The sequence below is a fragment of the Nonomuraea sp. NPDC050310 genome (assembly GCF_040655795.1).
In the GTDB taxonomy this organism is placed as follows: Bacteria; Actinomycetota; Actinomycetes; order Streptosporangiales; family Streptosporangiaceae; genus Nonomuraea.
On record NZ_JBFAKP010000004.1, the window covers coordinates 15,298 to 39,515 of the forward strand.

A 24,218-nucleotide genomic window follows, 5' to 3' on the forward strand; every position below is an offset into this window, starting at 1 on the left:
TCCAAAGCGGGGGGCGGGCTCGGCCGAAGCCCGCCCCCTCTGGACCCGCCTGGGAGGCAGTCGCCTGGACTTCGGACTATGGTTCGGGGGACTGCCTTCAGGCATGTACGGGAGGCATAAATGGGCCGATACGTCATCCGGCGCCTCATTCAGGCCATACCTGTCCTGTTGGGCGCCACCCTGCTCATCTTCGCCATCGTCTTCGCGCTGCCCGGTGACCCCATCGCAGCGCTGGCCGGCGAAAAGCGCCAGTACCCCGGCGTCGTCGAGGTCCTGCGTGAGAAGTACCACCTGAACGACCCGCTGATCGTCCAGTACTGGCACTACATCAGCGGCGTGGTCTTCCGCTTCGACTTCGGGACGACCTACCAGGACGTTCCGGTGCTGGACCTGATGAAGGCCACCTTCGGCACGACCCTGCAGCTTGCGATGACCGCCCTCGTGCTTGAGGCGATCATCGGCATCGGGCTCGGCCTCTGGGCCGCCCTGCGCCGCGGCAAGGCCGCCGACACCATGATCCTGGCCTCGACGCTTCTGCTGATCTCCGTTCCGACGCTGGTCAGCGGCTTCGTCCTGCAGCTTCTCCTGGGTGTCGAGCTACGCATCTTCCCCATCGCCGGCACCTCCGAGGGCTGGATCAGCTTCATCCTCCCCGGCTTCGTGCTGGCCGGCACCTCCATCGCCTACCTCACCCGGTTGACCCGGACGAGCCTGGTGGAGACCCTGAGGGCGGACTACATCCGGACCGCCACCGCCAAGGGCCTGTCCCGGCGGCGCGTGATCGGCCGGCACGGTCTGCGCAACGCGTTGATCCCGCTGATCACCTATCTGGGCGCCGACCTCGGCAACCTGATGGGCGGCGCGATCATCACCGAGGGAATCTTCAACATCAACGGCGTCGGACTGCTGCTCTTCCGAGGGGTCTACGAACGGCAGCAACCCATCGTCGTGGGCGTGGTGACGGCCCTGGTCCTGGTCTACATCCTGGCCAACCTGGTCGTCGACATGTTGTACGCAGTGCTCGACCCGAGGATCCGCTATGAGTAGCGTCGCGGCACCGCCTCAGGCAGGCGGCAAGCACCAGAAGAAGAAGCAGAACGACAAGCCGGCGAGCCTGTGGAGCGACGCGTGGTACGACCTGCGTCGTAAGCCGGCCTTCCTCATCGCGGCAGGTCTCATCGCGATCCTGCTGGTCATGGCGATCTGGCCCACCCTGTTCACCTCGATCGACCCGACCGACGCGCGCACCTGCGACCTGGCCTCGGCCCGGCAGTTGCCCAGTTCCGGTCACCCGTTCGGGCGCGACAACCTCGGCTGCGACGTCTTCGCCAACACCATCTACGCGGCTCGGTACTCGATCCTGATCGGGTTCAGCGCGACGGTGGCGGTGGCGGTCATCGGCGGCCTGCTCGGCATGATCGCGGCGTACTACAGCGGTGTCACCGACACCGTGTTCTCCCGCATCACCGAGATCTTCTTCGCCATCCCCGGCCTGCTCGGCGCGCTGCTGATCGCCTCGACCTTCCGGGAGAGCGGGGTCAACAGCATCGTGCTGGTCATCCTCGCGCTCTCCGTGCTCGGCTGGCCGATGACCTTCCGCATCATGCGGGCCGCGGTCATCACCGCCAAGCACCAGGACTTCGTCGTGGCGGCCAAGGCGCTGGGAGCCGGTCCCTCGCGGGTCATGTTCCGGCACCTGCTGCCGAACGCGATCGCCCCGGTGATCGTCGTGGCGACGATCAACCTGGGCGGGTTCATCGCGGCGGAGGCGGCCCTGTCCTTCCTGGGCGTCGGCGTGCAGTCGCCGGACGTCTCGTGGGGTCTCATGATCGCGGACGCGCGGAGCCGTTTCATCGACGCGCCGCTGCCGCTGATCTTCCCGGCCGTCTTCCTGAGCATCACGGTGCTCGCGTTCATCATGCTCGGCGACGCGGTCCGCGACGCGCTCGACCCGAAGCTGCGGTAGGGGGGTATGGCAGTGAAGAAGTCAACGCAGCTCTTGCCGGCCGAGGGAGGGCTCGGCAACGAGCCGCTGCTGGCGGTGGACAACCTGCACGTGGAGTTCCACACGCGTGCCGGCGTGGTCCGGGCCGTCAACGGCGTCAGCTACACGCTCCACTCGGGTGAGACGCTTGCCGTACTCGGTGAGTCGGGGTCGGGCAAGTCCGTGACCGCTCAGGCGATCATGGGCATCCTCGACATGCCGCCGGCGGTCATCCCGCACGGGGAGATCCGCTTCCGCGGCACCGATCTGCTGAAGCTCTCGGAGGACGCCCGCACTCAGGTGCGTGGCCAGCGGATCGCCATGATCTTCCAGGACGCGCTCTCCGCGCTCAACCCGGTGTTCACCGTGGGCTGGCAGATCAGCGAGATGTTCCGGGTGCACCGCGGCCTGAACAAGCGCGACGCCATGAAGAAGGCCGTCGAGCTGATGGACCGGGTGCGCATCCCGGCCGCCAAGCAGCGGGTGAACGACTACCCGCACCAGTTCTCCGGCGGCATGCGGCAGCGGATCATGATCGCGATGTCCATCGCGCTCGACCCCGAGGTCCTGATCGCCGACGAGCCGACCACCGCGCTCGACGTGACCGTCCAGGCCCAGATCATGGAGCTCCTCGCCGAGCTCCAGCGCGAGAGCAACATGGGCCTGATCCTGATCACCCACGACCTCGGCGTCGTCGCCGACGTCGCGGACAAGATCGCGGTCATGTACGGCGGGCGGATCGTGGAGAACGCCCCGGTGCACGAGATCTACAAGGCTCCCGCGCACCCGTACACCAAGGGCCTGCTGGAGTCGATCCCCCGGGTCGACCTCAAGGGCCAGGAGCTCTACGCGATCAAGGGCCTGCCGCCCAACCTGCTCGACATGCCGACCGGCTGCGCGTTCCACCCGCGGTGTCCCTACCGCCAGGACAACTGCGTGACCGACGTCCCCCCGCTCCACGAGATCAGCGGCGTGCGCAGCAGCGCCTGCCACTACTGGAGGGAGGTCCTCGATGGCTCCTGACAAGGGTGCTCCGATCCTCGAGGTCCGTGACCTGGTCAAGCACTTCCCGCTGACCCAGGGCATCGTCTTCAAGAAGCAGATCGGCGCCATCAAGGCGGTCGACGGCGTCTCCTTCGACCTGCACCGGGGCGAGACCCTGGGCATCGTGGGCGAGTCGGGCTGCGGCAAGTCCACGCTGGCGAAGGTGCTCATGGCACTGGAGCGGCCGACGTCCGGCACCGTCAAGATCGACGGCCAGGACATGGGCAAGGCCACCGGCTCCAAGCTCAAGCGCATGCGCCGCAACATCCAGATGGTGATGCAGGACCCGTACACCTCGCTGAACCCCCGGATGACCGTCGGTGACATCATCGGCGAGCCGTTCGACATCCACACCGAGGTGGCGCCCAAGGGCGACCGGCGCAGGAAGGTGCAGGAGCTGCTGGAGGTGGTCGGCCTCAACCCCGACCACATCAACCGCTACCCGCACCAGTTCTCCGGCGGTCAGCGGCAGCGCATCGGCATCGCCCGAGGCCTGGCGCTCCAGCCCGAGATCATCGTCTGCGACGAGCCGGTCTCCGCGCTCGACGTGTCGATCCAGGCGCAGGTCATCAACCTGCTGGAGCGGCTGCAGAACGAGTTCAACCTGGCCTACATCTTCATCGCCCACGACCTGTCGGTGGTCCGCCACATCTCCGACCGGGTCGGCGTGATGTACCTGGGCAAGATGGTGGAGCTCGGCAAGGACGTCGAGATCTACGACAAGCCCGCGCACCCGTACACGCAGGCGCTGTTGTCGGCCGTCCCGGTCCCCGACCCCGACGGCCGCGAGCAGCGGGAGCGGATCATCCTCCAGGGTGACCCGCCCTCGCCGGCCAACCCGCCGAGCGGCTGCCGCTTCCGCACCCGGTGCTGGAAGGCGCAGGACATCTGCGCCACGCAGGAGCCGCTCCTGCAGATCCGGCCGGGGACGGCGCACGAGAGCGCCTGCCACTTCGCCGAGACGCACGACGTGGTCCACGTCCACTGACGCCTCGCGCGCTCAGCCCGCCACGTGCCTCGTGGCGGGCTTTCGCGCGTCCAGGGGCCTCAGCGGACCGCGATGAGGGCCGAGCCGTGGCCGAACAGGCCCTGGTTGACCGCCAGGCCGGTGCGGGCGCCCTCGACCTGGCGGGCCCCGGCCTGGCCGCGCAGTTGCCAGGTGAGCTCGCAGAGCTGCGCGATGGCCTGGGCGGGGACAGCCTCGCCGAAGGAGGCCAGGCCGCCGGAGGGGTTGACCGGCTGCCGGCCGCCGAGCGCGGTGTGGCCCGAGCGCAGCAAGGCGCCGGCCTCGCCGGGGGCGCACAGGCCGATCTCCTCGGTCCAGTCGAGTTCGAGCGCGGTGGACAGGTCGTAGACCTCGGCCAGCGACAGGTCCTGGGGGCCGAGGCCGGCCTCCTCGTAGGCGGCGTGGGCGATGGCCTCGCGGAAGGGGCGCGGCGGCGGTGGTACGGCGAGCGCGGAGTCGGTGGCGAAGGCGGGCAGGTCGAGGAAGGTGTTGGGGAAGTCCGGCGTGATCGTGGAGACGGCGGCCAGCCGTACGGGCCGGGTGTGGCCCAGGCGGCGGGCGTAGGACTCCGAGGCGAGCACGACGGCGGCGCCGCCGTCGGAGGTGGCGCAGATGTCCATCAGGCGCAGCGGGTCGGCGACCATCGGGGAGGCGAGCACCTCCTCGGCGGTGACCGTCTTGCGGTAGCGGGCGTTGGGGTTGAGCGAGCCGGCCAGCGCGTTCTTGACCTTGACCGCGGCGAACTCGGCGGGCGTGGAGCCGTGCACGGCCATCCGGCGGCGCGCGTAGAGGCCGAAGTAGACCGGGTTGGAGGCGCCCAGCAGGCGGAAGCGCAGCCAGTCGGGGTCGTCGGGGCGCTCGCCGCCGACCGGCTTGAAGAAGCCCTTGGGCGCGGCGTCGGCCCCGACCACGAGGGCCACGTCGCACAGGCCGGCCAGGATGCGGGTGCGGGCGACGTCGACGGCCTGGGCGCCGGAGGCGCACGCGGCGTAGCAGGTGGCGATGCGGGCGCCGCTCCAGCCCATGGCCTGGGCGAAGGTGGCTCCGGCGACGAAGCCGGGGTAGCCGTTGCGCACGGTGGCCGCGCCGACCACGTACTGCACGTCGGTCCAGGCCAGGCCGGCCTCGCGCAACGCCGCCCGCGCCGCGGCCACGCCGTACTCGGTGAAGGGGCGGCCCTGCTTGCCCCATGGGTGCAGGCCCGCGCCCAGCACGACGACGCTCACGCGCGCCACATCCAGCGCTCGCCGGAGCTGGTCAGCTCCAGCTCCATGCCCACCCGCAACTGCTCGGCGGTGAGCCCCTCGACCTGACCGAGCACCACGAGGCGTTCCGCCTCCAGCTCGACCGCGGCCACGGTGATCGGCACGTACGGCTCGGCCGCCTCGTAGGGCGGGGGCGGCGGGTAGCAGGAGTTGGTGTAGGACCAGACCCGCCCGCGTCGCGACAGCCGCGTCTCGACCAGCTCCTCGCCGGCGCAGTGCGGGTTGGGGCAGAAGCCGCTCCTGGGCGGGAAGCAGACGGTACGGCAGGCCGTGCACCGGGTGCCGACCAGGTAGGTCAGCCCGTCCTCGACGGTGAACCACATGCGCCGAGTATCACACAAGCGCTTGCTTGAGTCACCGCCGCGCGATCACCCGGATCGACATGGCCGTCACGAGCAGCACCATCGCCAGGATGGTCACGTACCGCGAGATCGGCGCCCGGGGCTGGGGCGCGGCGAAGGCGTCGAGCGAGGCGCCCTCCGGCGACTCACGGGCCAGCAGCGCGGCCGCCTTGAGCGCCCGGTGGGCGTCGGCCAGCCCGTGGCCGAGCGAGCGGCTGTGGCCTGAGCCGGGCCGGCGGCGCGTGCCGTACTCCAGCGCGCGGCGCACCTGCGCGGGGGCGAGGCCGGGGTAGCGCGCCCGGATCAGCGCCGCGACCCCGGCCACCATGGCGGCGGCCGGGCTGGTCCCGTCGCCGATGACGTAGGACGCCGAGCCGTCCGCGCCGACGATCTCGGTGCCCGGCGCGACCACCGACAGGTAGTCCTGGCGGTTGGAGAAACCGGCCGCGCGCAGGTCACGGTCGACCGCCCCGACGGCGATCACGCCGGGGTAGGCGGCGGGGTAGTTGCGCCGGTTGGTGCTCGCGCCGTCGTTGCCCGAGGAGGCGACCAGCACCGAGCCCTTGGCCAGCGCGTACCGCACCGCCTCGGCCTCGGCGGGCGAGCCCTTCCAGGTGCCGCTGCCGCCGCCGAGCGACATGCTGATCACGTCCGCGCCGGAGTCGGCGGCGTAGCGGATGCCGCGGGCGAGCGCGGTGTCGGAGACGGGCGCGGTGGACGGCGCGCAGCCGGCGCACCGGCGTTGCAGCTCGCGCAGCGGGTCGTCGTTCTCCAGCGTGACGCGGATGGAGAGCACCTCGGCCTCGGGCGCCACGCCCAGCACGCCGCGCCGGTTCTCCTTGCCGTGCCCGCGCCCGGCGATCAGGCTGGCCATGGCGGTGCCGTGGTGGCCCCAGCGGGCCTGGGGCCGGCGGCGGGCGCCGGTCAGGTCGGGGCCCTCGACCACCGCGCCGCGCAGGTCGGGGTGACGGCCGTCGACGCCGGTGTCGAGCACGGCGACCAGGGCCCCGCCGCCCCTGGTCACCCGCCAGGCCTCCGGCAGGTTGAGCGCGGTGATCTGCCACTGCTTGGCGCGCACCGTCGCGGCCACGTCGTCGCTCGTTCCCGCCGGCAGGAGCAGGAGTGGCACGAGGAGCAAAGGGGGGAGGGGGGACACGTCGGTGAATTTTGGCAGGCCCCACCGGAGATTTCGGTAAGCACGACGATACGCGGGGTAATGTCCGGTGTGGCAACAACCGGAGTTACGGCTGTGCCGCAAGCGCTCAGAGCGGCGCGAGCTTCACCCGCGCGCCGGGCGGCAGGCCGAGCCGCTGCGCGGCGTCGCCGCAGTTGACCGCGATGGCGATCAGCCCGGCGGAGTCGGCGAAGGCGACCAGCTCGCCCGGCGCGACCGCCGAGTAGGTCTCGCGGAAGGGCATCGCGAGCTGCCGCCGCCCCAGCCGGACGTCGAGCGTGTCGCCGACGCGCACGCCCAGCGAGCGCAGGTCCCCCTCGGCGATGGACAGTTGCGTGTTGCCGTAACGGTCGACCGAGACGACCTCGCCCTCCACCGAGCCCTCGCGCAGCAGCGAGGTGGGCGAGGGCAGCGAGACCAGCCGGTTGATCGGGAGCTCGGGGCCGACCTCGGCCAGCTTGCGCCCGCCGGACAGGTGGGCGGCCACCGGCGCGAAGACGTCGCGGCCCGGGAAGGTGGGCGAGGTGGGCCGCAGGAAGAACTCGTCGTTCACGATCTCGTGCGCCGCGCTCGGGCCGCCGCAGGCGTGGATCGCCCACGACAGCAGGCCGTTGTCGGGGCCGATGAGGATCCGGCCGCCCGCCTCCACCGCGACCGCCCGCCGGGCGCCGCCCGCGCCGGGGTCGACCGCGGCGATGTGCACACCCTCGGGGAGGTAGGGCAGCGTCTGGGCCAGGACGGCCGCGCCACGCCGTACGTCTCCCGAAGGGATGAGGTGGCAGAGGTCGATGATGCGGGCCTCGGGCACGATCTTGAGGATCACGCCATGACAAGCCGCCACGTAGCCATCCTCAAGCCCGTAGTCGGTGAGAAGTGTGATGACAGGGGCCACAACAGGTGACTGTACGTCCCGCAAACGCCGGTGAACACCCACGTTCGGCACATTACGATGGCGACGGGCCGCGGTGACGAGAGGAGGAGATCATGGACACTGCACCGGTCAGCGGTGACAGTGCTGCCGAAAGACCCCTCACGGACCGGGACAAGGAACTGCTGGCCTTCGAGCGGCACTGGTTCCGGCACGCTGGGGCCAAGGAGCACGCCATCAAGGAGGCCTTCGCGATCTCGGCGACCCGCTACTACCAGCTCCTCAGCGAGCTGATCGACCGTCCTGAGGCTCTGGAGCACGATCCCATGCTGGTCAAGCGGCTGCGCAGGCTGCGGGCCACCAGGCAGCGCGACCGGGCGGCCCGCCGTCTCGGCCTGCGCCCCTGATGCCATGATGGGGTGATGCTTCCCACCGCGCGCACCGAGGCAGGCCGGGCCGGGATCGAGGCCCTCGTCCGCGATCCGGGCGGGGCCCTGATCGGACTCGACTTCGACGGCACGCTGGCGCCGATCGTCTCCGACCCGGCCCAGGCCCACGCCCATCCCGGCGCGGCAGGCGCGCTCGGCGCGCTGGCCGGCCAGGTGGGCACGATCGTGGTCATCACCGGCCGGCCGGTCGCCCACGTGCTGACCGAGCTGCCCGTCCCCGGCCTCGTCGTGCTCGGCCACTACGGCGCCGAGCGCTGGGAGGCCGGCGAGCTGTCGGCGCCGCCGCCGCATCCCGGGGTGGAGCGCGCCCGGGCCGAGCTCGGCCGGCTGGAACTGCCCGAGGGCGCGACGGTCGAGGACAAGGGCCGATCGGTGGCCGTGCACACCCGCCGCGCGGCCGATCCGGCGGGCGCCTTCGACGCGCTTCGCGCCCCGCTGGACGAGCTCGCCCGCGAGACCGGCCTGGTCGTCGAGCCGGGCCGCTTCGTGCTGGAGCTGCGGCCGCCGGGCATGGACAAGGGCCGGGCGCTGCTCGACTTCGCCGCCGAGCGCGGCGCGCGCTCGGTCTGGTTCGCCGGGGACGACCTGGGCGACCTGGCCGCCTTCGCCGCGGTGGACAAGCTGCGCGCCGGCGGGGTGCCCGGCGTGACCGTGGCCAGCTCCTCGGATGAGGTGGGCGAGCTGGCGGCGCGGGCCGACCTCGTCGTCCCAGGTCCGGACGGGGTGGTCGCGGCCCTTCAAGAGCTCGCCAACCGGCTCGCAAGCGATCACGGCTAGCGTCTGCGTCATGCTGACATCCTTGGTGGTGACCGCCTCCCTCCTCCTGGCCGGCGCGCCCGCCCAGAGCACCGCGACCAAGTCGTTCACCTACCGCGGCATGACCCTCCAGATCCCCAAGACCTGGAAGGTCGGCAAAGCCGACGCCTGGGGCGTGCACATCAAGACCGGCGGCTGCGACCGCACCGCCGCCGAGTGCCGCGGCTTCTACGTCCTCGGCCCGAAGGGCGTCGCCACGGCGCGCGAGGGCAACCCCTACGACACCGAGCAGCGCTTCCACCCGGGCACCGGCGTCTCGCTGTGCACGCCGGACAAGCGCTACTACGAGGGCTACCCGGGCAAGCTGGTCACCAGCGGGCTGCGGCAGGTCGGCCCGGGACACAAGGCCTACTACCGGGTCTGGCTCATCCGCTGCATGACCATGAAGTACAAGCCGACCGACACCTACTTCCAGGAGCGGATCTGGTACCTGCCCAAGTCGAAGATCCTCGTCTTCGACGCCTGGGGGACCAACCGCCTCGGCGCGATCCTCAAGGCCGCGGCCTGGCGCTGAGCACGCCCGCCACCGCCAGGCCGATCAGGACCGGCACCATCAGGAAGGCGTTGACGGTGCCGTAACCATCGGCGAGGGCGCCGAGCACCAGCGGCCCGGCGCCCACCGCGACGCTGGCCCAGATCGAGCCGATCGCCGAGGCCCGGTCGGGCCGGCCGCCGGAGTTGGCGATCACGCCGGACAGCGCGAGCGGGAAGTGCAGCGCGATGCCCAGCCCGCACACCACGACGCCGGTCAGCGAGAGCACCGGGTTGGTGCTGAGCCAGAACAGCGCCCAGCCGGCCCCGGTGACCGCGAGCGCGCCGACCAGCAGGGTGGTCGTCGTCAGCCGCAGCGCCAGGCGGGCGCCGACGAACCGGCCGGCGGCCAGGCCCGCGGCGAGGGCGGTGACGGTGATCGCGGCGCGTTCCGGCGTCAGGCCGGTGCGGGTGGTGACCAGCACCGCGGCCCACAGGTTGAAGGTGAACTCCAGCGCCACGCAGCAGAACAGCACCGCCCCGGCGGCGTAGAACTTCCACCCGAACCGGCCGCGGTGCTGCCGGTGCTCGCCCTGGTGGTCCTCCTCGGGGATCCAGTACCTGCCCAGCGTCAGCGCGAGCACGAGCGTGCACGCCGGGGTGAGCAGCAGCGCCGCGCGCCAGCCGGCCGCGCTCTGCGCCGCCGCGCTCAGCAGGAAGGGCGCGAAGAGCGCGATCGTCGCGCCGACCGCGTTGGCCTCGCTGATCGCCGCCGGGCCCGCCGGGCCGTGGTGGTCGCTCAGCGCGGCCATCGAGGCGTACAGGGTCAGCGTGCCGAAGCCGCTGGCCAGGCCGTAGCCCAGCAGGGTGGCCGGCAGGGCGGTCGTCGCCACCACCAGCAGGACGCCCGCGTTGACGCCGGCCAGGCCGATCCAGGTCGTCGCGCGCCTGCCGTACTTCCTGACCAGGTACGGCAGAGCAAGCCCCGCGGCGATGCCGCAGAGCGCCATCGAGGTGCCGTGCAGGCCGGCGACGGTCTGCGAGACCCGCTGGTCCTTCTGCAGCAGTGGCAGGGCCGCGCTGAGGCCGTACAGGTAGGTGGCGAAGGTGCCGAGCTGGAGGTAGATGAGCCAGGTCGGGCGATCTCTCGTCAGGCGCATCGCGGCCGTTGTCACGCGGGGACCCCCAGGGTGTCGGGCAGGGTCAAAGCGTACTAAAGGGCATTCAACTGGGCGGCCAGCCACCTTTCCGGGGGCAGCGCGGTGGCCTTGGCCCGCAGCCGCAGGGCTCGCCGTACCCGCTCCTGCTCGTCCATGACCAGCGCGGCGTGCAGCGCGCGGGCGGTCTCGCCGACGTCGAAGGGGTTGACCACCAGCGCGTCCTCGCCCAGCTCGGCGGCGGCGCCGGCCTCGCGGGAGAGCACGAGCGCGCAGCGGTCGGACAGCACCGGCCCCTCCTTGGCGACCAGGTTCATGCCGTCGCGCACCGGGTTGACCAGGAGCACGTCGGCCAGGCGGTAGGCGGCCAGGCTGCGCGGGTAGTCGTCGTCGACGTTGAGGATGAGCGGGTCCCAGTCCTCCGTGGCGTACTCGTCCTCGATCTCCTTGGCGCAGCGCTGCACCGCGGCGGTGTACTCGCGGTACTCGGGCAGGTCGTGCCGGCTCGGGTAGGCGAAGGCCAGGTGCACCACCCGGCCGTGCCACTCGGGATGGGCGGCGAGGAACTCGCGGTAGGCCATCAGGCCCCGCACGATGTTCTTCGACAGCTCGGTGCGGTCGATCCGCACGATCAGCCGCCGCCCGCCGGTCTGCTCCCGTAATGCCGCGACATGGGACTCGACGTCGGGCTCGCAGGCGCGGGCCCACAGCGCGTCGCCGTCCACCCCCAGGCTGTGGACGCCGATGCGGGTGGTGCGCCCGTCATGGGTGACCGCGCCGGCGGAGACCTCCGCGCCGAGCAGGTGGCGGCAGCAGTCCATGAACGCGCGCGCCCAGCGCTCGGTCAGGAAGCCCGCGTGGTCGGCGCCGAGGATGCCCTCCAGCACCTCGCGCCCCACCTCGTCGGGCAGCAGCGAGAAGTACTCGGGCGGCGCCCACGGCGTGTGGCTGAAGTGCGCGATGCGCAGGTCGGGCCGCTCGGCGCGGAGCATCGCCGGGGTGAGGGTGAGGTGGTAGTCCTGGACCATCACCCGCGCCTCGTGCGCCGCCTCCTCGGCCAGGGCCAGCGCGAAGGCGCCGTTGTAGTCGCGGTAGGACTCCCACTCGCGCTCGAAGCGGGTGCCGAAGTGCGGGCTGGTCGGGATGTCGTAGAGCAGGTGGTTGACGAACCAGAGCGTGGAGTTGGCAACCGCGTTGTAAGCCCGGTGAAAGGTGGCCGGGGGAATATCCAGCATGCGCAACGGACCGGTGTCGTACCCCGCGTGGTCGAGCCGGCCGCCGGGGGCCTGCCGTACCGCGCCGCGGTCGCCGTCGGACAGCGCGGCACAGACCCAGAGCACGTCCTTGGCCACCCCCGACAGGCCCGAGACCAGCCCGCCGCCGCCGCGTTTCATCGTCAGGACGCCGTCGGCGTCGACCGTGAAGGAGACCGGCCCCCGGTTGGAGGCCACCAGGACGCTGTTCATGAAAACCCTCCCCGCTCTTAGGATCTCTCTATGGCGCTTGATGAGCTAACCGAGGAACTGGCCCGATCCGCAGCGGGCGGCGATCACCGTGCGCTCGGTGAGCTGCTCAAGCGGATCGAGCCCGATGTGTTGCGGCACTGCGCCCGGATCTTGCCCTACCACCAGGATGCCGAGGAAGCCTGCCAGGACACGCTGCTGGCCGTGGCGCGAAACATCGGCCGGTTCGAGGGGCGGGCCCGCTTCAGCACGTGGCTGCACATCGTGACGGCCAACTGCGCGCGCACCACCTACCGCTCGCTCAAGCGGCGCGCGGCCGAGCAGACCTCCGACGAACTGCCCACCCAGCGGCCCGACGTGCGCCGGGTGAGCGTGATCGCCGGCTCGCGGCTCGACCTGCTCGACGCGATGGAGGCGCTGGAGGCCGACAAGCCGGACCTGGCGCAGGCTCTGGTGTTGCGCGACATCGTCCAGCTCGACTACAACGAGGTGGCCGAACAGCTCGGCATCCCGCTCGGCACCGCCAAGTCGCGCATCCACCAGGCGCGCAAGTACGTGCAGGCGGCACTGGGCGAGGACTACCGCTGAGACGGCCTGTCTCGACTGGCGAGACGCTGAGTTGTCAGCGTCGCCAGTCCAGGTAGAGTGCTGCGCAGAAACACAACTTCATATTGCTCATCCAGAGGGGTGGAGGGACCGGCCCTGCGAAGCCCCGGCAACCCTCCCGGTTCGTGCTCGTGACGTGACGAGGCCGACCGGGACAGGTGCCAATTCCGGCCCGTGACCAAGGTGGTCGCGGGCGAAGATGAGGGAAGGCCTCGCTTCATGTCGCTCGACTTCGGCCCTGCTGTCGCGCTCTCCTGCCGCGAATGCGGCACGCGCTACGACCTCGGTCCCCACTTCGCCTGTCTCGAGTGTTTCGGGCCGCTCGAGGTGGCCTACGACTTCGGTACGGTGACCCGCTCGGACATCGAGTCCGGTCCCGACAACATCTGGCGCTACCGGCGGCTCCTCCCGGTCCCCGTGGACGTGACCGAGAAGCGGAACATGAACCCCGGCTGGACCAAGCTGGTCCGCGCCGAGGGGCTCGGCAAGTCGCTCGGTCTCAAGTCCCTGCACATCAAGGACGACTCCGGCAACCCCACCCACTCCTTCAAGGACCGGGTGGTCGCGATCGCCGTCGAGGCGGCCCGCACCTTCGGTTTCCACACCCTGTCGTGCTCCTCCACCGGCAACCTGGCCGGCGCGGTCACCGCCGCGGCCGCCCGCGCCGGGCTGGAGGCCTGCGTCTTCATCCCCGCCGACCTGGAGCAGGCGAAGATCGCCATGGCCCGGGTGTTCGGCGGCAAGCTGATCGGCATCGAGGGCACCTACGACGAGGTCAACCGCTTCTGCTCGGAGCTGATCGGCGACCCGGCCGGCGAGAAGTGGGGCTTCGTCAACGTCAACCTGCGGCCCTACTACGCCGAGGGATCCAAGACGCTGGCCTACGAGATCGCGGAGCAGCTCGGCTGGCGGCTGCCGGACCAGATCGTCATCCCGGTGGCCTCCGGCTCGCAGCTCACGAAGATCGACAAGGGCTTCAAGGAGCTCGTCGCGCTCGGCCTGGTCGAGGAGAAGCCGTACAAGATCTTCGCGGCCCAGGCGACCGGGTGCTCGCCGGTGGCGGCGGCCTACAAGGCCGGGCACGACGTGGTCCAGCCGGTGAAGCCGGACACGATCGCCAAGTCGCTGGCGATCGGCAACCCGGCCGACGGCCCCTACGTGCTCGACATCGCCCGCCGGACCGGCGGCGCGGTGGAGGACGTCACCGACGCCGAGATCGTCTCGGCGATCCACCTGCTGGCCTCGACCGAGGGCATCTTCGCCGAGACGGCGGGCGGGGTCACCGTGGGGGTGCTGCGCAAGCTCGTGGCGGCCGGGAAGCTCGACCCCGAGCTGGACACGGTGGTGCTCAACACCGGCGACGGCCTCAAGACCCTCGACGTGGTCACGGCCGAGCCGTCCGCGGTGATCAAGCCCTCGCTCGACGCGTTTAGGAAGGTTATCTGATGAGTGTTTCGGTGCGGATTCCGACAATTCTGCGCACATACACGGGCGGAAGTGCAGATGTGCGCGGGGAGGGCGCGACGCTTCGCGAGGTGCTCCAGAAGCTCGACGCCGACTTCCCGGGTATCGGCGCGCGAATTCTGGATGAATCGGGCAAGATTCGCCGTTTTGTCAATGTCTATGTCGGGGAAGAGGACGTCCGTTTCTCCGAGGGCCTTGACACCGCGACGCCCGAAGGCGCGCAGATCTCGATCATCCCGGCGGTCGCGGGCGGCTGATCCGGCCCCTTCCGTACGACGCACCCCCTGGGCCCTCGCCCGGGGGGTGTTCGTATCTGCAGGGACATTTCAAACTTAAAGGAAATGTAGCGCTAAGCAGTTTTGTGCTTGACTCTGTTCCCCAATGCCACCTCACAGGTATGGTCGAGTGCGGTCGACTGGCTGGAAATCCCCTTAAGTCAGGAAGACTGCGGATCTTGCGAGAGGAATGGGCGAGGTCCGGAGCCCAGTTAGAGGAGTCGGAAGTGGCGCAGGGCACCGTCAAGTGGTTCAACGCGGACAAGGGCTACGGCTTCATCGCGGTAGACGGTGGTAAGGATGTCTTCGTCCATTACTCAGCGATCATGATGGACGGCTATCGGTCTCTCGAGCAGGGCCAGCGGGTCGAGTTCGAGATCACGCAGGGACAGAAGGGGCCGCAGGCCGAATCTGTCCGAGCGGTCTGACACACACCTGGCCGGTGGTTCGTACGGCAACGCAGTCCGTGCGAACCGCCCACGAACGCGCGTGGCCGGGTCCGTTCCGGACCCGGCCCGAGCCCCGGCCTCCGGCGACCCGTCCCAGGTGAGGCACCCTCATGAGCAGCCGACTCATGGCGTCGGCTTGCACTCGACCGGGTAGAGTGCTAAACAGTTCGTTGGCACTCTCGATAGCAGAGTGCCAATGATGGATCGAGGCGATGGGGCCTGCCGCAGGGAGATGCAGGCCTATATGCCGTCGCGGGCTTCGGCTCGATCCCTTATGCAAACCACCCTGCATCTGGGAGGTCCAGCCTTATGGCAGCCAAGATGATCGCGTTTGACGAGGACGCCCGGCGCGGTCTCGAGCGCGGTATGAACCAGCTCGCCGACGCCGTCAAGGTGACCCTCGGCCCGAAGGGCCGCAACGTCGTTCTGGAGAAGAAGTGGGGCGCCCCCACGATCACCAACGACGGTGTGTCCATCGCCAAGGAGATCGAGCTCGAGGACCCGTACGAGAAGATCGGTGCGGAGCTCGTCAAGGAAGTCGCCAAGAAGACCGACGACGTCGCGGGTGACGGCACCACCACCGCCACCGTGCTCGCCCAGGCGCTGGTGCGCGAGGGCCTGCGCAACGTTGCCGCCGGCGCCAACCCGATGGCCCTGAAGAAGGGCATCGAGGCCGCCGTCGAGCGCGTCAGCGAGGAACTCTCCAAGCTGGCCAAGGACGTGGAGACCAAGGAGCAGATCGCTTCGACCGCCTCCATCTCCGCCGCCGACCCCGAGATCGGCGCGCTCATCGCCGAGGCGATGGACAAGGTCGGCAAGGAAGGCGTCATCACCGTCGAGGAGAGCAACACCTTCGGCCTCGAGCTCGAGCTCACCGAGGGCATGCGCTTCGACAAGGGGTACGTGTCCGGTTACTTCGTGACCGACCCCGACCGGATGGAGGCCGTCCTCGAGGACCCCTACATCCTGATCGTCAACAGCAAGGTCTCCGCCAACAAGGACCTGCTCCCCGTTCTCGACAAGGTCGTGCAGTCCGGCAAGCCGCTGCTGATCATCGCCGAGGACATCGAGGGCGAGGCCCTGGCCACCCTGGTCGTCAACAAGATCCGCGGGCTGTTCAAGTCCGTCGCGGTCAAGGCGCCCGGCTTCGGTGACCGCCGCAAGGCCATGCTGAACGACATCGCCATCCTGACCGGCGGCCAGGTCATCGCCGAGGAGGTCGGTCTCAAGCTCGAGAACGCCACCCTCGACCTGCTCGGCCGCGCTCGCAAGGTCGTCGTCACCAAGGACGAGACGACCATCGTCGACGGCGCCGGTGACGCGGACCAGATCTCCGGCCGGGTCAACGAGATCCGCTCCGAGATCGACCGCACCGACTCCGACTACGACCGCGAGAAGCTCCAGGAGCGCCTCGCCAAGCTGGCCGGCGGCGTCGCCGTCATCAAGGCCGGCGCGGCCACCGAGGTCGAGCTCAAGGAGCGCAAGCACCGCATCGAGGACGCCGTTCGCAACGCGAAGGCGGCCGTCGAGGAGGGCATCGTCCCCGGCGGTGGTGTCGCGCTGCTGCAGGCCGGCGCCAAGGCGTTCGACAAGCTCGAGCTCACCGGCGACGAGGCCACCGGCGCGGCGATCGTGCGCAAGGCTCTGGAGGAGCCGCTCAAGCAGATCGCGGTCAACGCCGGTCTCGAGGGCGGCGTCGTGGTGGAGAAGGTTCGCAACCTGACCCCGGGTGAGGGCCTCAACGCCGCGACCGGCGAGTACGTCAACATGTTCGAGTCGGGCATCATCGACCCGGCCAAGGTGACGCGCTCCGCGCTGCAGAACGCCGCTTCCATCGCGGCGCTGTTCCTGACCACCGAGGCTGTCATCGCCGAGAAGCCGGAGAAGACCCCGGCTGCTCCCGGCGGCATGCCCGGCGGCGGGGACATGGACTTCTAAGTCCTGATCCACACGCTTCAGGCGGTCCCTTCGGGGGCCGCCTTTTGCGTGTGCGCTCTTGGTGTTCGCGGGATTTTACCTACCTTTATTTGGCATTTCGGTTGGAGTCCTATTACAGTCCCGCGTTACCGGACGGTTATCGGCCTTCAACGGGAAGGCGGCCGTCCGATCGCCGAGTCCCCGTGCGCGGGGAGCCGGGGACCCAACTTTCTGGGGTGAATCCGCGACCCCGAGCAGAGTGCGGCCTGCTCGAAACCAGCGGTAGGGCGGCTTTCTCCTGGCCCGAACCCGTCAGCTAACCCGGTAGGCGTCCTAGGAGAGGACCGCCCCCAATTGGATCCGATCTCGGACAAGTTGTTCAAGGTCATCGAAGCTGAACTGCCGTACAGGGAGGAAAGCGGCGGCTATACCAAATACGGCGACTGGTATGGCACGCACGTCGACGACTCGTACTCCTTCAAGACCGCCGCCTGGTGTGACATGTTCCTCGCCTGGGCCGCCGATCAGGCAGGGGTGGCCGAATACGCGGGACGGTTCGCGTATACGCCGGCGCATGCCAACTGGTTCCGGCAGCAGGGTGCTTGGAGCACCACGCCGGAGCCTGGGGCGTTCGTGTTCTACAACTGGAGCGGGCCGAAGTCGGTCGGCGGGATCAGCCATGTCGGCATCGTGGAGAAGGTCGCCGGGACCAAGATCCATACGATTGAGGGGAACGCCGACGGCGTTTACCTCAAACGGAAGGTTCGCGACACCGGGACGGTGGTGGGGTATGGGCTGCCGCGGCTGGTGAAGGTCGACGGGGCCACCTACGAACAGACCCTCGCCGCAGCCGCCACTCCCGCAGCCACGCCGCCGCCCGCGGTCGCCGCCACGCCGGCCGCGTCAGCTCCTGCCCCCGAGCCCACCGCCGCATCGGCCGCCCCCGCTTCTCCCGGCTCGGCTCTCTCGCCGATGTCCCTTGGTGCCGGTAGGGGGCGGCGTTGCAGGCTGCTGTGCTGAGCCGTACTCCCGGAGCGGAGAACCTGCCGCCGGCGGATGCGGGCACGGTGGTGCTGGCCGGGGTGTTCCTGACCGCCCTCGTCACCCGGCGGTGGCAGCGCCGCCCGGGACGGCACCGGGCGGCCGGCGGGTCAATCGATGGGTTGACCTCGGCCTCACCCGGCCGGAGCGGCAAGGTCGGCCGGCTGCGCGATGCGGGGTGGCGCCGCCGTACCTAGCCTGAAAACGTGGGGTCGCGGCCACCGCACTGGCCGCGGCCCCGCTCAATCGCTAGTGGTATACCATTGCGGCGTCTCCCCAGCCGTGATCAGAAGGAGCCCGCCCGGTGCTGCGAGCGAAGCCGTCCAAACTGGGCCTGGGCACGGCCCTGTCCGCGCTTCGCGCCAACGGCCGGTTCCGGCTGCTCTGGCTGTCGAACCTGTTCTTCTTCGGCGGCGTCTGGACCCAGACGCTCGTGCTCGGCTGGCTCGCCTACGAGACGACCGGGTCGGAGTTCCTGGTCGCGGTCTTCACCGCCGCGCGGCTGGCGCCGATGTTGCTGGGCCCGATCGCGGGCGCGGTCGCCGACCGGCACAACCGGGTCGGCCTCCTGATCATCGCCTGCGCCTGGGCGCTGGTCACCGCGGGTGCCGTGGCCGGGCTGGCCTCGTTCGACCTGCTGCCGTACTGGGCGCTGGTGGCGGGCGGCCTGGCCCTCGGGCTGGCGCAGTCGCCCTCGCAGCCGGCCCGCTCGTCCATGGTGCTCGACCTGGTCGGACGCGAGAACCTGAGCAACGCCAACGCCCTGAACACGATGGCCATGAACCTGCCCCAGGTGATCGGTCCGGCGGCCGGCGGCGCGCTGATCTCCACGCTGGGCGCGCCGGCCGCGTTGTGGATCTCGACGGCCTGGTATGGGCTCTCGCTGGTGTTGCTGATCCCGCTGCGCGGCCTGGGCGACCCGGTCCGGCACGAGCCCGAGCGCGTGCTGTCGATGATCACCGGCGGGTTCCGCGCCATCGCCCGCAACCGGCTGGCGGTCGCCATCCTCCTGGTCACCCTCGCGGCCAACATCCTGCTCTGGCCGATCTACCAGTCGTTCATGCCGGTCTTCGCCCAGCAGTCGCTCGGCCTCGACGCCGCCGGGCTGGGCGTCCTGCTCACCTGCTGCGGCGTGGGCGGCCTGGTCGGGTCGTTGATCATCGCCGGGCTCGGCGACTTCCGCTTCAAGGGCGGCGCCTTCGTGCTGGGCACCGCCGGGTGGGGCCTGCTGTGGGCGGTGTTCGCGGTGGCCCAGAACGTCACCGCCGCCTACGTGGTGATGATCGGCATCGGCGTGCTCAGCGCGGTCTTCGGGGTGCTGCAGACCACGCTGCTGCTCATGACCACCGAGCCCGCGCTCCACGGCCGGGCCCTCGGTGTGCAGGAGCTCGCCATCGGCGTGATGCCGGTCTCCGCGCTGATCCTGGGCGTCATCGCGCAGACCGTCGGCGTCGCCCTCACCACGCTCTGCGCCGGGCTCCTCCTGGCCGCCGCCCTCATCCTGCTCGCCGTACGGGTGCCCGAGCTGGTCCGGTACGGCTGAGCCTTCAGCCGAGCGGCTTGACCCAGCGGCCCCATTCCGGTTGTACGGCGTAGCCGGCCGCCTTCCAGGCGTGGTGGGCGAGGGTGTTGTCGTGGAGCACCATGGCATCCGCCCTGAACGCCCCGAACCCGGCGAACCGCTGCTCGGCGGCCTCGATCAGCTTGGAGCCGATGCCCTTGCGGCGATGATCCGGGTGGACGGCGAGGCGGTACAGGTGTGCCCGCCAGCCGTCCCACCCCGCGATGAGCGTGCCGGCCAGTTCCCCGTCCACCTCGGCGACCAGCAGGGCCTCGGGGTCGCGGTCGAGCAGGGCGAGCACCTTGCCGGCCGAGTCGTGCCGGTCGGTGCCCTCGGCGGCCTCCGCCCAGAAGGCGAGGATCGCGGGCACCTCGTCCTGGCGGGCGGGGCGGATGGTCAGCACTTGGTCCTTCATGGCCGGACAAGCTAGCACCCGTCACCACGGACTCCCCTCCCAGCCTCCTGGAAAGGGCAGCCGGTGAGTCGGCTAGCGAGTGATCAGCAGATGCGTGGCCGCCTTCGTGCTGACCTGCTCAACCACCCGATACCCCTGCATGGCGTCCCCCAGCCCATCGAACAACCGCTCACCCCCACCGATGAACATCGGCGCCACCGCGATCCGCAGCTCATCCACCAGCCGCGCCCGCAGGAACTGCCGGATCACCCCCGCCCCACCGGACAGCTGCACGTCCTTCCCGCCGGCCGCCGCCACCGCCCGAGCCAGCACCTCCTCAGCAGTGCCGTCCACGAAGTGGAAGGAGGTCCCGCCCGCCAGCTTGAGCGTCGGCCGCGGGTGGTGGGTCATGACGAAGACGTCGTTGTGGAAAGGCGGGTTGTCGCCCCACCAGCCCTGCCACTCGTGGTCGTCCCACGGGCCACGCTGCGGGCCGAACATGTTCCGCCCCATGATCGTCGCCCCGAAGTCGCCCGCCGCCTGGAGCACCCGGTCGTTGTCCGGGCCCTCCTCGCCACCCTCCATCCCGTGCGACTCCCGGAAGGCGCGGGTGCCGACCATCCAGTCGTGCAGCGCATCCGCCCCGTCCCCGAACGGCGCGTCCATCCGCTGCCCGGGTCCCGCGGCGTAGCCGTCGAGGGAGATGGTGAAGTTGGCGACGATCAGCTTGGCCATGACGGCTCCTTCGTGTGCAGTGTTCGGTGTCCTTCACCCCTTGGTCGGAGCCGCACCCGACTCCTCTACACACTCGGCCGACTATTTTTCCGCCACTTTGAGCACCATCAGTGGCCCCTCCAGAGCCGCCACCATGGCGAACGGGAACCGATCGACCTCAAGACACAGCGCGACATCATCCGGATGCACGCCCAGCCGTACCCCCTCGGCCAGCTCGGCCGCCGCCCGCGACACCCCGGCCCGCCGCAGGAACCCCGCCGCCTCCACCTCGTCTCCGCCGGCCCGGAGCGCGATGTACTCGGCGCACGCCAGATCCTCCTCGGCCCGCCCCTCCTCACCCGTCACCACGTACGTCACGCTCTCGCACCCGCGCTCCCGCAGCAGCCGGGCCGTCGCCTCGGCCACCACGAAACTCGCGCACAACACCAGCTCCGCGTCCTTCACCGCCAGCGCGCCCACCGTCCCCGCCGTCGTCTTCTGCACCACGGTCCGGCCGCTCAGGTCGGCCGTCCGCAACATCGCCGGCGAGTTCACCGCGTCGAACCCCGCCGCCGGCGGCCCGTCCTTCAACGCCACCCACCCGGGGTTGCGTGCTTTGAGCGCCAGCGCCTGGTCGAGGCTCTCGGCCAGCACGATCCGCTCGGCCCCACGCGCGAACGCCCAGGCCGCCACGGTGAACGCCCGCATCACATCGACCACCACCGCGGTTGCGGGGGTCTCAACCAACTGGGGGATGCCCAGGAACCGACTCTCCATCGGGCCATGATGGCCGTTCCTGCTCTCTGGGAGAAAAGAGCCGTCCCAAGTCGCTCGCCGCCGCAAGTTCTACGCCGTCTGGGCTGCTCCGAAAAAGGGCGGGCCTCAAGCGCTCCCTGGGCCGGTCGCCTCGTAGCCTGGGGCCTTCCTAGGTCGCTGCGGAGCGGGACGCGGGGGCTCCGAGGTGCTGCCCGATCGGCTTCTGATCTCGCGGTTGCTCGCTCGTCGACGGCTCGGGGGTCCGGGGGCCGGGAGGCCCCCGGCTAGGGGGTGCGGGGGAGCTGGGCTCCCCCGGGAGGGGAGCCCGAGGTCCGGCACGCGCGGAGCGCGCCCGACAGCGAAGGACCCTAGGTGAGGAGTTCGGGGAGGGGCTTGGCGTGGAGGACGGTGAGGGTGGTGACGGCGCGGGTGAGGACGACGTAGAGCCGGGCCAGGCCACGGGGTTCGGCGGAGACGATGTCGGCGGGCTCCACCACGATGACGTGGTCGTACTCCAGACCCTTGGCCAGGGTGGCGGGGACGATGAGGAGGCGGTGGTCCTCGGTGGAGTCGGGGCCGAGCACGGTGTGGGGGAGGTCGGCCAGGGCGGCCGAGGTGTCGGCGACGAGGGCGTCGGGGGTGATGACGCCGATGGAGCCCTCACGGGCCAGCGCCTCGGTGACCGCGTCACGGAGGAGGGGGGCGCGCACCACGGAGTCGTGTGACGGGGGGCTCTGCCGTACGGAGAGGGAGCCGAGGCCGGGGCGGAGGGAGCGGGGGGCGGCCAGGGTGGGGGCGACGGAGGGCAGGAGCTGCGCGGCGTAGTCGAGGACCTCGCGCGGGACTCGGAAGCCGAGCGTGAGCTCGGTGACCTCGCCGGAGTCCTGGCCGAGGTGGTGCAGGACGGTCTCCCAGGAGCTGACCGACCAGGGGGTGGTGCCCTGGGCGAGGTCGCCGAGGACGGTGGCCGACCCGGTACGGCAGCGCCGCCCGAGCGCACGGAGCTGCATCTCGGAGAGGTCCTGGGCTTCGTCGACGACGAGGTGGCCGAGGGAGGGGGTGCGCTCCATGAGGTCGGCGAGCTCGTCGAGCAGGGCGGCGTCGGCGGCGCTCCACTTGGCGGACTTCCAGCCCCGGTACGGCTTGCCCCACAGCAGGAGCTCCTGCTCCTCCGGCGACAGGTCGGTGCGGGCGGCCTTGGCGAGGAACTCGGGGTCGGACAGGAGCCGGAAGAGCACCTGCTCGGGCACGAGCTTGGGCCAGACGGCGTCGACGAGCTGCTTGACCGGCTTGGAGCGGGCGACTTTGTCGTGGACGCGGTCGTCGGGCGCCTCGCCGCGCTGCTCCATGCGGACGAGCACGAGGTGGGCCAGGCGCTGGGTGAGGGCGTCGCGGCCGGGGTTGTAGCGGGTGGTGCCGCGCAGGGAGGCGACGATCTCGCGGACCTCGTGGTCGGCGACGCGGAAGCGGTAGACGCCCTGCGTGTAGACGACGCCTTCGGTGGGCTTGGCGATGTGCGCCCAGAGGGCTCGTTCGAGGACCTTGGCCATGCGGGCCGAGCCCTTGACCGCGGAGACGGAGGGGTCTTCGGTCACGGTGCCGGCGCCGAGGAGGTCGGCGACCGTGGTCTGGTCGACCTTGACCTCGCCGAGGGCGGGCAGGACGGAGGAGATGTAGGAGAGGAAGGCGCGGTTGGGCCCGACGATCATCACGCCGGCGCGGGCGAGGCGCTCGCGGTGGGTGAAGAGCAGGTAGGCCGCGCGGTGCAGGCCGACGGCGGTTTTGCCGGTCCCGGGGGCGCCCTGGACGCAGACGGTGGTGCCGAGGTCGCTGCGGACGATCTCGTCCTGGTCGGGCTGGATGGTCGCGACGATGTCGCGCATCGGGCCGGTGCGGGGGCGCTCGATCTCGTCGGTGAGGATCTTGGAGGGGCCGAGGTCGGCGCCGGTGTCGAGGGGCTCGTCCTCGAAGGCGGTGAGCTTGCCGCCGTGGTAGCCGAAGCGGCGGCGGAGCCGTACGCCCATGGGGTCGGCCGGGCTGGCCTGGTAGAAGGCGCGCGAGACGGGGGCGCGCCAGTCGATGACGAGCGGGCGGCTGGTGCCGTCGTGGACGTGCCGGCGGCCGACGTAGATCGTGGGCGGCAGGTCGTCGTCGGCGGAGCGTTCGAGGCGGCCGAAGAACAGCGGCGTGTCGGGGTGGTCGGCGAGCGCGGCGACGCGCTGGTCGAGCAGCGACTGGAGGATCTGCTGCGAGACCCAGTCGCCGGCCGCGTCTGAGGAGAGGGACTGCGCGTGTTCGCGCATCGCCTGGAGGGCGCGGCGGGATTCGGCGAGGTGGGCCTGTTCGGCGGTGAGTATGTCGGGTGCCGGTGGTTCTGCGGGCATGCGGAAGTGCCTCCTGGGAGGTGGTGGTCATCTGAGGTAGCGAACCGACAAGCTTAGTCGTCGAGCGGGCAGGCATCCAAAGGGTTTTCCCTGGGTACAGGGAGGGCGTGCGCCTGGGCTTCTCGCCGGTTCTCCCCACCGTCGCCAGCTTCCTGCTCGCGGCCCTGTGGGGTCTGTCGGTTTTCGCCGGGTGGGGTTTGGAGGCGTTCTGCGCCGATGGGGAGGCGTCCGGTGCGTGCGCGGAGCGGTTGGCGACGTCTAATCTGGTTTCGGGGGTATTCGCGGTTTCCGGGGGTGCGTGTACGGCTGCCGCATGGTTCTCCCGGCGGGATGAGCGGCTGTTCGGCCGGGTGATGGCCGTGGCGGTGGCGGCCTGGATCGTGGCGGTCGCGGTGCTTTTCCTGGGCGGCCTGCTCGCCGGCTAGACCAAAACAACACTTCCTACGAAAAATCCGGGCATATCCAGTGGATTCCTTGAATCATGGGGTATGTCGCGTTCGAGCGTGATGCGTAGGGGACTTGTCACCCTGGTGAGGGGGGTGCTTTCGATGACCCGTGGATGTTCCTGGACCTAGTGGGGAACCGTCCGGCTCGGGGAGCCGGACGGTTCGTTCGTCTG

At 70.4% G+C, this 24,218-nt stretch carries 26 protein-coding genes and 2 riboswitches; of the genes, 16 read left to right on the top strand and 10 right to left on the bottom strand.

Annotated elements, in window-relative coordinates; translation table 11 throughout:
- Positions 1-120: 120 nt before the first annotated feature.
- The 4 genes from AB0I67_RS12995 to AB0I67_RS13010 are packed head-to-tail and all read left to right on the top strand — an operon-like array spanning position 121 to position 4,016.
- Positions 121-1,047 carry an ABC transporter permease gene (locus AB0I67_RS12995; RefSeq protein WP_357922236.1) on the top strand — a complete coding sequence of 309 codons (927 nt, stop codon included), beginning with the start codon at positions 121-123 and terminating at the stop codon, positions 1,045-1,047.
- The gene (locus AB0I67_RS13000) at positions 1,040-1,966 is read left to right on the top strand and encodes an ABC transporter permease (protein WP_357922238.1); all 927 of its coding nucleotides are present in this window, start codon (positions 1,040-1,042) and stop codon (positions 1,964-1,966) included. Before AB0I67_RS12995 ends, AB0I67_RS13000 begins: the two co-directional genes overlap by 8 nt.
- A gap of 12 nt (positions 1,967-1,978) precedes the next feature.
- Positions 1,979-3,007: an ABC transporter ATP-binding protein gene (locus AB0I67_RS13005; RefSeq protein ID WP_357922240.1), complete on the top strand. Its 1,029-nt coding sequence runs from the start codon at positions 1,979-1,981 to the stop codon at positions 3,005-3,007.
- Entirely contained in the window at positions 2,997-4,016 is a 1,020-nt protein-coding gene (locus AB0I67_RS13010; protein ID WP_357922243.1) for a dipeptide ABC transporter ATP-binding protein, read from the top strand. Before AB0I67_RS13005 ends, AB0I67_RS13010 begins: the two co-directional genes overlap by 11 nt.
- A gap of 59 nt (positions 4,017-4,075) precedes the next feature.
- Here AB0I67_RS13010 and AB0I67_RS13015 read toward each other — a convergent pair whose 3' ends face one another.
- From AB0I67_RS13015 to AB0I67_RS13030, 4 genes are all read right to left on the bottom strand, one after another.
- Positions 4,076-5,260 carry a lipid-transfer protein gene (locus AB0I67_RS13015; RefSeq protein ID WP_357922246.1) on the bottom strand — a complete coding sequence of 395 codons (1,185 nt, stop codon included), beginning with the start codon at positions 5,258-5,260 and terminating at the stop codon, positions 4,076-4,078.
- Entirely contained in the window at positions 5,257-5,622 is a 366-nt protein-coding gene (locus AB0I67_RS13020) for an OB-fold domain-containing protein (protein WP_357922249.1), read from the bottom strand. The genes AB0I67_RS13015 and AB0I67_RS13020 overlap by 4 nt, the downstream gene beginning before the upstream one ends.
- Positions 5,623-5,653: 31 nt before the next feature.
- Positions 5,654-6,769: a S8 family serine peptidase gene (locus AB0I67_RS13025; RefSeq protein WP_357922252.1), complete on the bottom strand. Its 1,116-nt coding sequence runs from the start codon at positions 6,767-6,769 to the stop codon at positions 5,654-5,656.
- A 133-nt stretch (positions 6,770-6,902) separates the two neighbouring features.
- Positions 6,903-7,706 carry an SAM-dependent chlorinase/fluorinase gene (locus AB0I67_RS13030; protein WP_357922255.1) on the bottom strand — a complete coding sequence of 268 codons (804 nt, stop codon included), beginning with the start codon at positions 7,704-7,706 and terminating at the stop codon, positions 6,903-6,905.
- Positions 7,707-7,798: 92 nt separating this feature from the next.
- Between AB0I67_RS13030 and AB0I67_RS13035 the strand changes: the two genes are divergently transcribed.
- From AB0I67_RS13035 to AB0I67_RS13045, 3 genes are read left to right on the top strand one after another with little or no spacing between them, the layout of a single operon-like run.
- Positions 7,799-8,089 carry a DUF3263 domain-containing protein gene (locus tag AB0I67_RS13035; protein WP_357922258.1) on the top strand — a complete coding sequence of 97 codons (291 nt, stop codon included), beginning with the start codon at positions 7,799-7,801 and terminating at the stop codon, positions 8,087-8,089.
- Between the two features lie 15 nt (positions 8,090-8,104).
- Entirely contained in the window at positions 8,105-8,908 is an 804-nt protein-coding gene (gene otsB, locus AB0I67_RS13040; protein WP_357922261.1) for a trehalose-phosphatase, read from the top strand.
- A gap of 10 nt (positions 8,909-8,918) precedes the next feature.
- Entirely contained in the window at positions 8,919-9,461 is a 543-nt protein-coding gene (locus AB0I67_RS13045; RefSeq protein ID WP_357922264.1) for a hypothetical protein, read from the top strand.
- Here AB0I67_RS13045 and AB0I67_RS13050 read toward each other — a convergent pair.
- A complete protein-coding gene (locus tag AB0I67_RS13050; RefSeq protein WP_357922267.1) occupies positions 9,439-10,578 on the bottom strand; it encodes an MFS transporter in 1,140 nt (379 codons plus the stop codon). The genes AB0I67_RS13045 and AB0I67_RS13050 overlap by 23 nt on opposite strands.
- Before the next feature lie 53 nt (positions 10,579-10,631).
- Positions 10,632-12,041, bottom strand: coding sequence for a trehalose-6-phosphate synthase (locus AB0I67_RS13055; RefSeq protein WP_357922270.1), 1,410 nt, complete (start codon positions 12,039-12,041; stop codon positions 10,632-10,634).
- A 30-nt stretch (positions 12,042-12,071) separates the two neighbouring features.
- Between AB0I67_RS13055 and AB0I67_RS13060 the strand changes: the two genes are divergently transcribed.
- From AB0I67_RS13060 to AB0I67_RS13095, 8 genes are all read left to right on the top strand, one after another.
- The gene (locus AB0I67_RS13060) at positions 12,072-12,626 is read left to right on the top strand and encodes an RNA polymerase sigma factor (RefSeq protein ID WP_357922273.1); all 555 of its coding nucleotides are present in this window, start codon (positions 12,072-12,074) and stop codon (positions 12,624-12,626) included.
- 84 nt (positions 12,627-12,710) lie between these two features.
- A riboswitch (SAM riboswitch) is annotated at positions 12,711-12,850 on the top strand.
- Positions 12,851-12,863: 13 nt separating this feature from the next.
- Positions 12,864-14,090, top strand: coding sequence for a threonine synthase (thrC, locus tag AB0I67_RS13065; protein WP_357922276.1), 1,227 nt, complete (start codon positions 12,864-12,866; stop codon positions 14,088-14,090).
- Positions 14,090-14,365 (top strand): MoaD/ThiS family protein, encoded by a 276-nt coding sequence (locus tag AB0I67_RS13070; protein WP_357922279.1) that lies wholly within the window; start codon positions 14,090-14,092, stop codon positions 14,363-14,365. The genes thrC and AB0I67_RS13070 overlap by 1 nt, the downstream gene beginning before the upstream one ends.
- 245 nt (positions 14,366-14,610) lie before the next feature.
- Complete coding sequence (locus AB0I67_RS13075) at positions 14,611-14,811, top strand: cold-shock protein (RefSeq protein ID WP_068927743.1); 201 nt, start codon at positions 14,611-14,613, stop codon at positions 14,809-14,811.
- Positions 14,812-15,141: 330 nt separating this feature from the next.
- The gene (gene groL, locus AB0I67_RS13080) at positions 15,142-16,770 is read left to right on the top strand and encodes a chaperonin GroEL (protein ID WP_357922282.1); all 1,629 of its coding nucleotides are present in this window, start codon (positions 15,142-15,144) and stop codon (positions 16,768-16,770) included.
- Between the two features lie 160 nt (positions 16,771-16,930).
- Positions 16,931-17,096: riboswitch (cyclic di-AMP (ydaO/yuaA leader) on the top strand.
- A gap of 7 nt (positions 17,097-17,103) precedes the next feature.
- Positions 17,104-17,769 carry a CHAP domain-containing protein gene (locus AB0I67_RS13085; RefSeq protein WP_357922284.1) on the top strand — a complete coding sequence of 222 codons (666 nt, stop codon included), beginning with the start codon at positions 17,104-17,106 and terminating at the stop codon, positions 17,767-17,769.
- Complete coding sequence (locus tag AB0I67_RS13090; protein WP_357922287.1) at positions 17,751-17,987, top strand: hypothetical protein; 237 nt, start codon at positions 17,751-17,753, stop codon at positions 17,985-17,987. The genes AB0I67_RS13085 and AB0I67_RS13090 overlap by 19 nt, the downstream gene beginning before the upstream one ends.
- A 107-nt stretch (positions 17,988-18,094) precedes the next feature.
- A complete protein-coding gene (locus AB0I67_RS13095; protein WP_357922290.1) occupies positions 18,095-19,333 on the top strand; it encodes an MFS transporter in 1,239 nt (412 codons plus the stop codon).
- Positions 19,334-19,337: 4 nt separating this feature from the next.
- Here the strand turns inward: AB0I67_RS13095 and AB0I67_RS13100 are convergent, their stop codons facing one another.
- From AB0I67_RS13100 to AB0I67_RS13115, 4 genes are all read right to left on the bottom strand, one after another.
- On the bottom strand, positions 19,338-19,766 hold the full coding sequence (locus AB0I67_RS13100; RefSeq protein ID WP_357922293.1) for a GNAT family N-acetyltransferase: 429 nt from the start codon (positions 19,764-19,766) through the stop codon (positions 19,338-19,340).
- A gap of 72 nt (positions 19,767-19,838) precedes the next feature.
- The gene (locus AB0I67_RS13105; protein ID WP_357922296.1) at positions 19,839-20,480 is read right to left on the bottom strand and encodes a dihydrofolate reductase family protein; all 642 of its coding nucleotides are present in this window, start codon (positions 20,478-20,480) and stop codon (positions 19,839-19,841) included.
- A gap of 81 nt (positions 20,481-20,561) precedes the next feature.
- Positions 20,562-21,236: a 2-phosphosulfolactate phosphatase gene (locus AB0I67_RS13110; protein ID WP_357922299.1), complete on the bottom strand. Its 675-nt coding sequence runs from the start codon at positions 21,234-21,236 to the stop codon at positions 20,562-20,564.
- A 347-nt stretch (positions 21,237-21,583) separates the two neighbouring features.
- Complete coding sequence (locus AB0I67_RS13115; protein ID WP_357922302.1) at positions 21,584-23,599, bottom strand: AAA family ATPase; 2,016 nt, start codon at positions 23,597-23,599, stop codon at positions 21,584-21,586.
- A 107-nt stretch (positions 23,600-23,706) separates the two neighbouring features.
- On the opposite strand from AB0I67_RS13115, the gene AB0I67_RS13120 reads away from it, so the two are divergent.
- On the top strand, positions 23,707-24,024 hold the full coding sequence (locus tag AB0I67_RS13120) for a hypothetical protein (RefSeq protein WP_357922305.1): 318 nt from the start codon (positions 23,707-23,709) through the stop codon (positions 24,022-24,024).
- Positions 24,025-24,218 lie beyond the last annotated feature (194 nt).

Bases quoted from the DNA above. Each gene is read 5' to 3' on its own strand.
- AB0I67_RS12995 (WP_357922236.1), top strand. From the start codon at position 121: ATGGGCCGATACGTCATCCGGCGCCTCATTCAGGCCATACCTGTCCTG.
- AB0I67_RS13000 (WP_357922238.1), top strand. From the start codon at position 1,040: ATGAGTAGCGTCGCGGCACCGCCTCAGGCAGGCGGCAAGCACCAGAAG.
- AB0I67_RS13010 (WP_357922243.1), top strand. From the start codon at position 2,997: ATGGCTCCTGACAAGGGTGCTCCGATCCTCGAGGTCCGTGACCTGGTC.
- AB0I67_RS13020 (WP_357922249.1), bottom strand. From the start codon at position 5,622: ATGTGGTTCACCGTCGAGGACGGGCTGACCTACCTGGTCGGCACCCGG.
- AB0I67_RS13035 (WP_357922258.1), top strand. From the start codon at position 7,799: ATGGACACTGCACCGGTCAGCGGTGACAGTGCTGCCGAAAGACCCCTC.
- otsB (WP_357922261.1), top strand. From the start codon at position 8,105: ATGCTTCCCACCGCGCGCACCGAGGCAGGCCGGGCCGGGATCGAGGCC.
- AB0I67_RS13045 (WP_357922264.1), top strand. From the start codon at position 8,919: ATGCTGACATCCTTGGTGGTGACCGCCTCCCTCCTCCTGGCCGGCGCG.
- AB0I67_RS13050 (WP_357922267.1), bottom strand. From the start codon at position 10,578: ATGCGCCTGACGAGAGATCGCCCGACCTGGCTCATCTACCTCCAGCTC.
- AB0I67_RS13055 (WP_357922270.1), bottom strand. From the start codon at position 12,041: ATGAACAGCGTCCTGGTGGCCTCCAACCGGGGGCCGGTCTCCTTCACG.
- AB0I67_RS13060 (WP_357922273.1), top strand. From the start codon at position 12,072: ATGGCGCTTGATGAGCTAACCGAGGAACTGGCCCGATCCGCAGCGGGC.
- thrC (WP_357922276.1), top strand. From the start codon at position 12,864: ATGTCGCTCGACTTCGGCCCTGCTGTCGCGCTCTCCTGCCGCGAATGC.
- AB0I67_RS13070 (WP_357922279.1), top strand. From the start codon at position 14,090: ATGAGTGTTTCGGTGCGGATTCCGACAATTCTGCGCACATACACGGGC.
- groL (WP_357922282.1), top strand. From the start codon at position 15,142: ATGGCAGCCAAGATGATCGCGTTTGACGAGGACGCCCGGCGCGGTCTC.
- AB0I67_RS13100 (WP_357922293.1), bottom strand. From the start codon at position 19,766: ATGAAGGACCAAGTGCTGACCATCCGCCCCGCCCGCCAGGACGAGGTG.
- AB0I67_RS13105 (WP_357922296.1), bottom strand. From the start codon at position 20,480: ATGGCCAAGCTGATCGTCGCCAACTTCACCATCTCCCTCGACGGCTAC.
- AB0I67_RS13110 (WP_357922299.1), bottom strand. From the start codon at position 21,236: ATGGAGAGTCGGTTCCTGGGCATCCCCCAGTTGGTTGAGACCCCCGCA.
- AB0I67_RS13115 (WP_357922302.1), bottom strand. From the start codon at position 23,599: ATGCCCGCAGAACCACCGGCACCCGACATACTCACCGCCGAACAGGCC.